The following is an 11,593-nucleotide window of genomic DNA, read 5'->3' as shown; positions in this document are numbered from 1 at the left end:
AGAAACAGTTAACCGCGGAAAATGGAGGAATATGGGGAAATGGAAAGAAAAAATCGAAAAAAATCGAAATTGAAAAAGCTGGTATTGACAGCCGTTGTTGCTGCCAATTGCCTGGCGGTAACACCTGCATTTGCAGCGGAATTAAGTTCAGACTACACATCGATCTGGTCTCGTCAGCAAGCAGAAAAAGTAAGTCCTACTGATAAAACAACAGCGCCGAAAATTGATCTTGATTTTGATCTAGTAGCACCGGATCAATGGGTATGGGATACATGGCCGCTGCAAAACAGAGACGGTTCAATGGCGATTGTAAATGGCTACCGAGTGGCTTTTGCATTAGTCGCGCCGCGTTCATTAGGATGGGGTGAACGCCATACGGAAGCAAGAATTGGCATGTTCTACTCAAAAAACGGCAAGGATTGGACATATGCAGGAATCCCTTACGACTATAATAAAGCCCTTGGTCATATGCAATGGGCCGGTACAGCGATGCTTGATGACAATGGAAAAGTGCATTTATTCTATACAGCAACGGGTGAAAAGGATAATTGGGATAATAATGGATGGGATAAAAGGGCCGTACAGCGGATTGCCAAAACAACCTTTGATATTCATACCGATAAAAACGGAGTTCATCTGACCAATGAAGGAAAACATCAAGTTATTCTAGAAGCAGATGGAAAATATTACGAAACTCTTGCACAAGCAAATAGTCCAATCATTACGGCATTCCGTGATCCATTCTTCTTCCAGGATCCGAATACAGGCAAAGAATATATTATCTTTGAAGGACAAGCTGGAAGCGATAGGGACTTTCTCAAACCGGAAAATATCGGGGATGAAGAATACCGTAAAACCCATTCCGTTCCTCAAGGAGCCGAATTGTATAACGGTAATATCGGAATCGCAGAAGTACTTGACAAGGACGTAACCAAATTGAAGCTTCTCCCTCCATTGCTTGAGTCGGTTGGAACCAATCATCAGATGGAACGTCCGCACGTTGTCGTAAATGGAGACGATTATTATCTATTTACCATCAGCCATACATTTACGTATGCTCCTGGCTTGACTGGTCCTGATGGTGTCTATGGATTTGTTGGCAAAGGACTGTTCGGCAGCCATAAACCAATGAACGAAAGTGGCCTTGTTATTGCGAATCCGAAGGAAAACCCTTATCAAGCTTATTCTTGGATGGTCCTTCCAGACCAACAGGTAATCAGTTTCATTAACGAGCCGAAGGATGAGAACGGAAATGTGAAATTTGGCGGTACATTCGCTCCTACTCTAAAATTGAAGTTGAATGGTGAGAAATCTGAAGTTGTAAAAGAAGGTAAAGCCGGCGAAATAAAACCATTCGGGGCAAATCGATAATAATAACTGGAAGAGGAGAAAGCAGGATGACCATTATAAGTAAGAAAGCCGTATCTGCCATCGTGCTAGCAGCTAGTGTTGTTGCCTCAAGTTTTTCCGGACTTACTGTAAAAGCGGAAGAAGCGGGGCAAACGACAAATTGGACACGGGAACAGGTGTCAAAAATCGAACTGAATCAAGATAATACCTTGCCTTATACGGATATAAGCAAGCTGGATAAATTGGCACCAGGTTATCACATTTGGGACACATGGCCTCTGTTGGACCGCGATGGAAATATCGCTTCCGTAAAAGGCTGGAAAGTGATTTTTGCCCTATCGGCTCCAAGTAATGTGCTGCCTGGAAAGGTGCATGACATTGCAACCATCCGCTATTTTTACTCGAAAAATGGCAAGGATTGGACCCTTGGAGGGACACTTTTTCCAGAAGGAGCATCATTGGGTTCTCGTGAATGGGCTGGATCTGCCATGATGGATAATGGGAAAATTCACGCGTTCTATACAGCAACCGGGCATAGAGGTGAAGAGCGCTTGACATTTGAGCAACGCATTGCAGAGGCAACCGGAGATATAATTGCGGATAGCGATGGAGTTCATTTTGCAAATTGGGGTAAACACAAAATTATTTTAGAGCCGGATGGCAAATATTATCAGACAAAGGAACAAGCTCAGCAAGGTGAAGGCGGCGGCTACGCTTTCCGTGATCCGATGTGGTTTAAAGACCCGAAAACTGGAAAAGAATATATTTTATTTGAAGGAAATTCAGGCGGCACCGTGGGAAATCGCACATTTAAACAAGAGTTTGCCGGAAGTTCCGAATATACCAGCAAGAACCCTGTCCCAGCAGGAGCTGTTCATGCAAATGGGAACATCGGTATCGCCGAGGTAGTTGATGGTAATCCTTCCAATCTTAAAATGCTGCCGCCACTGTTGGAAGCAAATTATGTAAACGAAGAATTGGAACGACCGCATATTGTGGTAAAGGATAAAAAATATTATCTATTTACGGACAGCCATATCAATAAATATGCTGAGGGGCTGCAAGGACCTGAAGGGATGTACGGGTTTGTTTCCGATACCTTAATTGGCGGGTATAAGCCGCTGAATGAAAGTGGTTTGGTTTTAGCTAATCCTCCGGGAAATCCGTACCAAGCGTATTCATGGCTTGTACTTCCTAACTTAAATGTTGTCGGGTTTGCTCATTTTGGCGATTTGGGCAACATGTCCATTGGGGATGTTGGAAACCAATCACCAGAATTCCAATTTAGCCATTTTGGAGGCACGTTGGCTCCTACGATACAGCTATCAATCAAAGGTGATGCAACAAAAATCGCAAAAGAGTTATCACCTGGCTGGATAAAACAATAAGGAAATGATTTGAACGGTTCCCGCGCTTCAATCGCTCACTAAGAGACCGTATAAGCGCTTGTGGAACCGGTTCTTATGGTGTGAATTGGTCACTAAGAATCCGTATAAGAGCCCATGGTACCGGTTCCTGAGCTCTAATCGATCTCTTAAAATTTATCGTTAATCAACAAAGTTTTTATCAAAGCCAAAAGTAAGAAGGCATTTGGGGGAACACTTTTCATGAAACGGAACAAAGTTAAAAAAAGCAATTCTATCATAGCAGCTATTATCGGACTTTTTATTATCTTCATACCCATTGTTGGTCAAACCGTTTCTGCCCAAGAAAATGCAGATACATTCAACTGGACCAGAGAAAATGTTAGCAATCTAACAATCAATGATCAAAATACAGCCCCGACATTTAATAAAGATGAGCTTGTTAAACTTTCATCAGACTATTATATTTGGGATGCATGGCCATTGCAGGATTTAAACGGTCATCCAGCTGTAGTAAATGGTTTTAAAATTATTTTCGCTCTATCGGTACCGAAGGATGTCCTTCCTGGAAAACGCCATGATCTAGCTCAAATTCAATATTTCTATTCAAAAGACGGAAAGAGCTGGGAGTCTGGCGGCCCCGTTTTTAAAGCAGGAGAAGCATTGGGGTCCAGGCAATGGGCTGGCAGTTCCATCGTTAATAAAGATGGGAAATTGCAAATCTTTTACACAGTAACGGGGCAAAAAAATGAAGCCGGGCTAAGCTATGATCAGCGGCTGGCAACTGCAACGGCTGATGTTCGTACAGCAAACACCGGTGTGTCCTTTAAGAATTGGTCCAAACATCAAATAATTCTTGAGGCCGATGGGAAATACTATCAAACAAAGGAACAAACAGGGAATGAAGAATCTTCCTATGCATTCCGCGATCCGTATTTTTTCCAGGATCCAAAAACTGGGGAGCAATATCTTTTATTTGAAGCAAACACTGCAGGAAAGCTTGCAGACCGTCCATATAATAATGAATTTATTGGTTCGGAGGAATTCCGTCAGGACCATGTAACCCCTGAAAGTTCAAAAGCTTTTAATGGCAGCATTGGTATTGCCAAAGCAACCAATAAAGATTTATCCAAATTTGAATTGCTGCCGCCTCTATTAGAAGCAAATTATGTCAATGACGAACTGGAGCGTCCAAGTGTAATCGTAAAAGGAAACAGCTACTATCTTTTTACAAAAACACACACGGAGAAATTTGCATCCGGTCTTGAAGCGCCGGAAGGATTATATGGATTTACTTCAGACTCTCTCATTGGAGGCTATCATCCGTTAAATAATAGTGGACTAGTTATTGCAAATCCAACGGATAATCCGTATCAGACATATTCCTGGATGGTTATGCCGAATGGCACTGTAATTAGTTTTGTGAATTATGTTAATGTGGACGGTAAAGATATGAATGAAGTGGGAGAGCAATCACCGGAGTATCAAATGGAGCATTTCGGCGGAATGCTGGCCCCGTCCTTAAAAATATCGATCACACGTGATGAAACCAAGGTTCTTCATGAAAAGCAGCAAGGAGTTTTTAAATAAGATACAGTTGTGGCGTTCAGTTTTCTGCTGAACGCCACTGTGCATTATGAAAGTAATTGTCATTATTTACCTAAAAAGCGATTTGCTGCATAATGTGAAACAGACTATTCATAAATTCAAGGTGGAAGATGAACATTCAAGACGAGCCGAAAGAAGCAAAAGATTTTGTGCAAGAATTATTACCGCTATTAGGCGGGAAAGAAAATATTATGAATATGACCCATTGCACGACTCGTTTGCGTTTTGAACTTTTAGATGAAAGCAAGGTTAATAAAGTTGGAATCGATAAACTGAACGGTGTACATGGAACCTTTTCCCGAATGGGACTTTTTCAAATTATTTTAGGTCCCGGGCTGGTCAATAAAGTATACAGGGCCTTAATTGAAACAAAACTGACTCCTGTTAGCGGCATCTCTCCTGCAGAACCACCAAAGGTGAGAATGAATCCTTTTATTGGATTTGCGAGGACCTTGTCCAATATTTTTGTTCCGATTATTCCTGCTATTGTTGCCAGTGGTTTACTAATGGGACTGATCGGAATGATCAAGGTGTTTCAGTGGGCACCACCTGAAAGCTCATTCATGCGAATGCTTGATATCTTTTCAAGTGCCGCCTTTATTATTTTGCCGATATTGATTGGTTTTAGTGCTGCCAAGGAATTTGGCGGCAATCCCATCCTGGGTGCAGTGATAGGCGGGATATTAACTCACCCTTCGCTATTAAATCCTGCCGAACTTGGATATAAAGTCCCGGAATATATCGAGGTTCTGGGAGTTGATATTCCTTTAATAGGGTATCAGGGAACAGTGATACCAATCTTACTTTCTGTCTTTTTTATGAGTAAGCTCGAAGTGCGCCTGAGGAAAATAATACCGAGTTCATTGGATTTGTTCTTAATCCCATTTCTATTGATTATTTCGATTGGTTTTATCTCACTTTTAATTATTGGCCCGATCTCGTTATTCATCGGTGACATGATGACCAATACGTTTGAGCTTATTTATAAATCTGGGGGAGTTATAGCCGGATTTTTATTTGGCGGCTTATATTCTCTCATTGTGGTAACGGGGCTGCATCATACTTTACATGCAGTTGAAATGGAATTGCTTGCAAATCCAAAGATAGGTGTTAACTTTTTGTTGCCAATTTGGTCCATGGCCAACATGGCCCAAGGAGGAGCGGGGTTAGCCGTATTTTTTAAAACAAAGAATGAGAGACTAAAAAAAATTGCTATCCCTTCAGCTTTTTCAGCATTTTTAGGCATTATTGAGCCGGTTATGTTTGGGATGAATATCAGATTGTTCCGACCATTTATAGGTGCAGCCATAGGTGGTGCTTTTGGAGGGGCGTATGTAGTTCTTACTCATGTAGTAGCAAACTCTTATGGCTTAACAGGAATTCCCATGATCGCTATTGTAGCCCCAATAGGGATTTCGAATTTAATGCATTACCTTATTGGTCTTGGAATCTCTGTCGTAGCCGCGTTCATAGCCACTTTCATTCTGTGGGTGAAGGAAGAAACCGAGTAGTCTTGATTTTTCAGTTAATGCAAGAGCAAAAGAGGGAAGGTGAAAGAAATGAGAATTAAAAAAATCCTAAATAATAGTGCGGTTGTAGTGAAAGACATCGACGGAGAAAAAATCGTGATGGGCGAAGGAATAGGATTCCAGAAACGAAAGAATGATCCTATAAATCAAGCTAAAATTGATAAAGTGTTTGTTATGAGGGATGCAAATGAGCATAAAAAATTCGAAGAAATACTGCAATTATTACCAGAAGAACATATACAACTAGCAGAAGAGATTATCTCTTATGCGGAAAGGGAATTGGGCGTTACGGTAAATGAACATATCCATGTCGCTTTTTCGGATCACCTATCGTTTGCCATTGAGCGATTAACAAATGGCATTGCCATTAAAAATGCCCTGCTGGAGCAAATTAAAATTCTTTATGTAAAGGAATTTCAAATCGGACTTTGGGCAAAGGAGTTAATAAAAGAGAAACTCGGAGTAGAAATTCCTGAAGATGAAGTAGGCAATATTGCGATGCATATTCATACGGCCAGGATGAATAGAGGAGATATGCAGGAAACGATAGACATTACTACAACGATTCAGGAAATTACGAGAATCATTGAAAGTTGTTTAAATATCAATATTGTGGAAGATACGATGTCCTATGAACGATTAATTACTCATTTGCGCTTTTCGCTCAAAAGCCTATTAGCAAATGGGACGAACCATGACTATGATGAAAAAATGGCTTCGATGATCAAGGAAAATTTTAAAGTGACATATGCCTGTGCACAAGAGGTTGGCCAATTTTTGGAAGGGAAATACCGGATAAAATATCCTGATGCAGAGTTAATGTATATTTCCATGCATATTCAAAGATTCTATAATCGAGCTTTATGCGGAAACAACAGATGTGAAAGCTGATGTCAATACCAAGTCGCTTTTCTTAACTTTCAGCAAAAAAGGTCTGCCATGATCCCGGCAGACCTTTTCGATGACCACTTACTTGGTCTCGCTTATCGTTTTTGTTAGGACATCGATGACATAGTTCTTTGTATTCTTGCTAATAGAACCGCCGTCCTCTTTAAAGATGGTGGACTTTGTGGAGTCAGTTGGTTCGACATGAACAGGTACTTGTGTCTGTCCTGCTTGAAGGGTAAAGGATAGAGTGAAATTCATATCATTTCCGACTGTCACTTTTTCCCCATTGATGGTGAAGTCAGAACCCTTAATCGCATTCCCCTTGACGGTCATAGTCTTACCATTCACATCAATTTGACTGACTGTCAGCGGCATATCAATCCAGCGCAAAATCGTATCCTGTACCACCATTTTGTTGTTGCCTTGGTTCGTGACCACAATTTTCATATCGGTTCCTGGGGCGCCATAGCCATAGTTACTGATATCGTCATCCGAATGATCAGATGGCGTATGATCTGCCAAACCTTCATGATCCCAGCTATTGTCCCTCGTATATTTATACGTAAGCTCTGTTCCTTCCTCAAGCTCCACTGTGTATTCCCAATCAGGCGTCACAGCGCCATTCCGGCTCATAGACCAAGCACTAGTATTCCACCCATTTAAGCTGCCTGGTATATTGACTTGAGCTGATAATGGAGTGTAATCCGGTGCATGCACCTTAAAGGTTACTTGTACCATAACAATTTCCGGTGTTACACTTACTGTGTTTGAATCCACATAGTTTCCAGCCTGATCATAAACACGAACTTGGTATTTATAAGTGGTACCATTTGCTACCTGATAATCACGGAAGGAAGTGGTATTGCCGTCCAATGTTGAAAGAATTTGGCCGTCACGATAAATGACCGTTTTAAATGGCTGATCCGGCTGAATGAGTTGCCAGATCAAGTTGACCTGGCCGGATTCCTTGATCGGAGTGTCCAAAGTAACATCACCAGCAGGTGGGGAAGTATCAGACGTGCCGTGTGAAAAGGTTACTTCACCAGTAATTGAGTAAACCCATGTATTTCCTAAATCCGGCGTAAAGGCCATTCGGTATTCATATGTTCCCGCCTCATAAGCTATAAAGCTTCCCTGAAACTCATTTGCCTGGTCTCCCTGATCCTGGCCATTATACAGGGTTTGGTAAGATGTCCAAGCGGTTTGGCCTTTCATTCTTACTTGAAGTTCAGCCGTAATTCCTTCTGCTGCACCAGTTTCGGTCGCACCTTCCAGGTAAAAAGCTGCTTTAACTTTGGAGGCCTGTGCCAGATTCAATTCCCCGTTGTCTAAAGTAGTCAGTTCCTTAATACTAGCCTTTGAAGCATCGTAATGAGGCACAAGGCCGGATGAGGCAGCTGGTACAGATTCATTCCCACTTTCATTTACGGCCGTAACAGTAAAATAGTAGGTACGACCATTATTTAAATCGGAAATTTTCACAGATGTACCTGTTGTTTCCTTCACTTTTGTCCATAATCCACCTGAAACAGTAGATTGATAGACATTGTATTTTGTACCGGTTCCTGTCCAGCTTAAAGTAACTTCCTTAGAACCAGCTGTGCCGGTAACTTCTTTAACAGGCTGCAGTTGTTTAACTTCATTAACTGTTATTAACATTCTTCCGGATTCTGCAGGAACTTTTAATGACAGCTTGCCATCTTTCGTTGTAGTCACATATTTAGGATCCAATTGATCCACAAAACGAAGACCATTCGCCAGCAACTCTTTTGTATCGATATCGACTGTTTGTGTGGTTTTCCCTCTGTTGATAATGACTAGGCCGGATTTTGATTCTTTTGTCCGGACATAGGCTAACACATCATCCTTTGCGTATATGTGGTGCAGATCGCCATGAGCGAATAGGTTAGCATTTTCCTCGCGAATTTGACCAATCTTTTGATAGTGTGCAATGAGTTCTTTGTTTTCGTTCCCCCACGGATATGTGCGTCGGTCATCAGGGTCTTTGGATCCTGTTTGACCCGCTTCGTCTCCATAATAGATGGTCGGTGCTCCAGGGTAACCCATTTGCAGGATAGAAGCCAGTTTCAATCGCTTCACACCTTCATCGTATTTGTAGTTCGGATCTTGTTCCGCTCTGAAATACGTATCCGTTCCATTACCTAACAGGAAGATTGCCCGAGCTGTGTCATGTGATCCCATCAGGTTCATGAGGGCATAAAAAGCTTCCTTTGGATAGTCCTCCTGTATAGCGAGAAGGGTGTTTTGTGCATTTGCGGCATTACCGTTCTTTAAGTAATCCAAAATGGCTCCACGGAAACGATAGTTCATGACTGAGTCATATTGATCCCCTAAGAAGTACTTGGATGCATCATCCCAAATTTCACCTAGAATAAGTGGCTTTTCTTCTTTTTGAAGTGTTTTTCCGGCTCCTATCATAGTCTTGGACTTCATTTGCTTGCGGAATTCCTGCCAGAAGGAACTGTCCACTTCATTAGCTACATCCAGGCGCCAGCCAGATGAACCTCGATTAATCCAAGTTTTTCCTACTGAGTCCTTGTCATAAAAAATATAATTTGCCAATGCTGTGTTGTTAAGTTCACTTGGATGGTTAACCTTTGTGCCGTTAACGGATTCGAATACAGGAAGACTGTCGTATCCCCACCAGCCTTCATACTTATAATGCTCACCCGTCGAAACACCGTTGACTTTTTCATTTGGAACTTTAACATTTTCAATATGGAACCAGTTTTCAAAGCCGTATGGGCTAAAGGTTTGTCCTTCAGCCATGAGTTGCTGTTGGGCCTTATCCTTAGCTGCAGTTTCAGACAATTTTTCGTTATTCATTAAATCGTAAATACGAGACCAGTATTCATAGGCACCTACTGTTTTATATTTGTGGTAGCGGTCAAAATAGATGGAATCATCAGCCACATGATTAAATACCCCGTCCAAAATCAGGTGCATGTTCCGTTTAGACAATTCCTTGGCGAAATCCTCGAATTCTTTTTCCGAGCCAAACATCGGATCCACCTGTTTATAGTCTGTTGCATCATATTTATGGTTGGACGGTGCAAGTGCAATTGGGTTTAAATAAAGGGTATTGACGCCAAGTGATTGAAGGTAATCAAGCTTCGCCTTAATACCAGCAATGTCGCCGCCAAAGAAGTCGTTTGTAAATTCTCCGTCCCCTGTGTAGGAGCCAGTGCCTTGTTCATATGGATTATCAGGCAAGGATGACCAGGAGTCGGGATGTTCTATTGGCTGGCTGCCTCGAGCTCCAATCTGATCCTTTACATGGTCATTTGCTTTGTTGCCGTTATAAAAACGATCAGGATAGATTTGATAAACAACAGCTTCCTTCATCCAATCCGGTGTTTGATAGCCCGGGTCGAAAACGGTCAATTGGAAGAGTCCTGCATTTTTATCCTCCGCTTTACCGGTATGCCCATCCTGTGTGTCTTCTCCGTATTCCACTGTTGTATCCTGATCCCCGGCAATGAATTTATAGCCGTGAACTCCTTTGTCAGACGGAGTAAAGGTGGCTTCCCAGAACTCAATGGCACCTTTGTCCTTTGTGTCTGTCCAGCCTGCATTTTTCATTGAAAGCACCTTTGTTGTGCCTGTATTATAGTTTTTCACATACAGGCTGGCTCTTGTTAGGTCACCCTTTTTAGCCGATACCCGTAATGTGACGGGTTTCCCTGCAGGAATTGCCCCAAAAAGCGTCCGGTATACTTGGTCCCATGAATCATGATAAAGCCCATTCTTATCTATCATGCCATCAGATCCAATAGGTTTATAATCTGAATAAACTTCTTTTGTTTGGTTGTTATAGAAAAATGTGATTGTCGTATCAGAGAGTACATTCAGCTTCTCATTTGAAGCAGGGTAGGATTCCGTCCAGTCCTTGCCCAATACAATCTTGTATTCGTAGCTACCTCTAGGTACCTTAGCAGTAAAGGAGTAGATGTTGTCAAAATGGGTGTCCTCCATTAACGCTGTTGAGTCTGCCGGACTCCAGGTAGACCCTGCTTTAATGGCAGGTTGAATGCTTCCAACTAAACGAGGCATCTTGTCTTCTGCCAAAATTGTATAATGGGTACTATCAGCAATAGCATGGGTATTGTCATTGTAGTAGAAGGTGACTTCTTTTTGTTCGGTCAGACTTAGTTTAATGTTGTTTCCGCCAGGCGCGCCGCCGTCTCCGTAATTTTCATTCCAGCTTCCTCCAATGGCGATTTTGTACTCATATGCTCCTGCCGGCAGTGTGCCGGAAAAGCTATACAAACCATTTCCTTGGTAAGCCATTTGCGTTTTGGAAGAGGATGGATCCCAATCTCCTGAATTCCCTAAAACTGCCTGCAGACTGCCAACAAGTACAACCTGCTTCGGTTCTGTTTCTGCCGCTTTGGCTGTTTGACTTGTCACAAGTCCAGAAAATAATTGAAGAATTAGTCCAACTACTGTAACAAGTGACAGAAGTGATTTCTGCTTTCTCTTCATGAAAAATCTCCTTTCCCTTACTCTATTAATCTAGGAAACCGTTTGCATGAAATTGCACAAAAAATCGTATGTAAGATGCTTAGGAGGCTGTCGTATTGTGCAAACGTTTGCGCAATCGTTTTCAAAATTAATTATATCTATTTCTCAGCGCAATTCAATAGAAAATCAGAAATAAAATCCAAATTTTCTGATATATCGTTATTGAAATCGAGAGGTCTATATTTTTTATCTGTATAACTGATTATAAAGCCTTTATAATAAAGAGTGGATTGTGCAACCGTTTTCGTAAATGTTGGAGTATGCAAAAATAATCGTTTCTATTATTTTAAAATTAGTAGTAAGAATCAA

General features: G+C 41.6%; 6 protein-coding genes. 5 read left to right on the top strand and 1 reads right to left on the bottom strand.

Annotated features, from left to right (window positions below):
• Positions 1-39: 39 nt before the first annotated feature.
• The 5 genes from FS608_RS19995 (at position 40) to FS608_RS19975 (ending at position 6,742) form a co-directional block, all read left to right on the top strand.
• Entirely contained in the window at positions 40-1,371 is a 1,332-nt protein-coding gene (locus FS608_RS19995; RefSeq protein WP_144554313.1) for a glycoside hydrolase family 68 protein, read from the top strand.
• Positions 1,372-1,397: 26 nt separating this feature from the next.
• The gene (locus FS608_RS19990) at positions 1,398-2,738 is read left to right on the top strand and encodes a glycoside hydrolase family 68 protein (RefSeq protein ID WP_144554311.1); all 1,341 of its coding nucleotides are present in this window, start codon (positions 1,398-1,400) and stop codon (positions 2,736-2,738) included.
• A 219-nt stretch (positions 2,739-2,957) separates the two neighbouring features.
• Positions 2,958-4,304, top strand: coding sequence for a glycoside hydrolase family 68 protein (locus FS608_RS19985; RefSeq protein WP_144554309.1), 1,347 nt, complete (start codon positions 2,958-2,960; stop codon positions 4,302-4,304).
• A gap of 128 nt (positions 4,305-4,432) precedes the next feature.
• The gene (locus tag FS608_RS19980) at positions 4,433-5,833 is read left to right on the top strand and encodes a sucrose-specific PTS transporter subunit IIBC (RefSeq protein WP_144554307.1); all 1,401 of its coding nucleotides are present in this window, start codon (positions 4,433-4,435) and stop codon (positions 5,831-5,833) included.
• A 48-nt stretch (positions 5,834-5,881) separates the two neighbouring features.
• A complete protein-coding gene (locus FS608_RS19975; protein WP_144554305.1) occupies positions 5,882-6,742 on the top strand; it encodes a PRD domain-containing protein in 861 nt (286 codons plus the stop codon).
• A 78-nt stretch (positions 6,743-6,820) separates the two neighbouring features.
• Here FS608_RS19975 and FS608_RS19970 read toward each other — a convergent pair whose 3' ends face one another.
• Complete coding sequence (locus FS608_RS19970) at positions 6,821-11,245, bottom strand: pullulanase X25 domain-containing protein (protein ID WP_144554302.1); 4,425 nt, start codon at positions 11,243-11,245, stop codon at positions 6,821-6,823.
• Positions 11,246-11,593: the final 348 nt, after the last annotated feature.

Source organism: Bacillus sp. X1(2014) (assembly GCF_007678255.1).
This window is presented reverse-complemented; position numbering and strand designations above follow the sequence as displayed.

What these genes read in the sequence shown, in the direction of transcription:
- FS608_RS19990 (WP_144554311.1), top strand. Translation starts at nt 1,398, where the DNA reads ATGACCATTATAAGTAAGAAAGCCGTATCTGCCATCGTGCTAGCAGCT.
- FS608_RS19975 (WP_144554305.1), top strand. Translation starts at nt 5,882, where the DNA reads ATGAGAATTAAAAAAATCCTAAATAATAGTGCGGTTGTAGTGAAAGAC.
- FS608_RS19980 (WP_144554307.1), top strand. Translation starts at nt 4,433, where the DNA reads ATGAACATTCAAGACGAGCCGAAAGAAGCAAAAGATTTTGTGCAAGAA.
- FS608_RS19970 (WP_144554302.1), bottom strand. Translation starts at nt 11,245, where the DNA reads ATGAAGAGAAAGCAGAAATCACTTCTGTCACTTGTTACAGTAGTTGGA.
- FS608_RS19985 (WP_144554309.1), top strand. Translation starts at nt 2,958, where the DNA reads ATGAAACGGAACAAAGTTAAAAAAAGCAATTCTATCATAGCAGCTATT.
- FS608_RS19995 (WP_144554313.1), top strand. Translation starts at nt 40, where the DNA reads ATGGAAAGAAAAAATCGAAAAAAATCGAAATTGAAAAAGCTGGTATTG.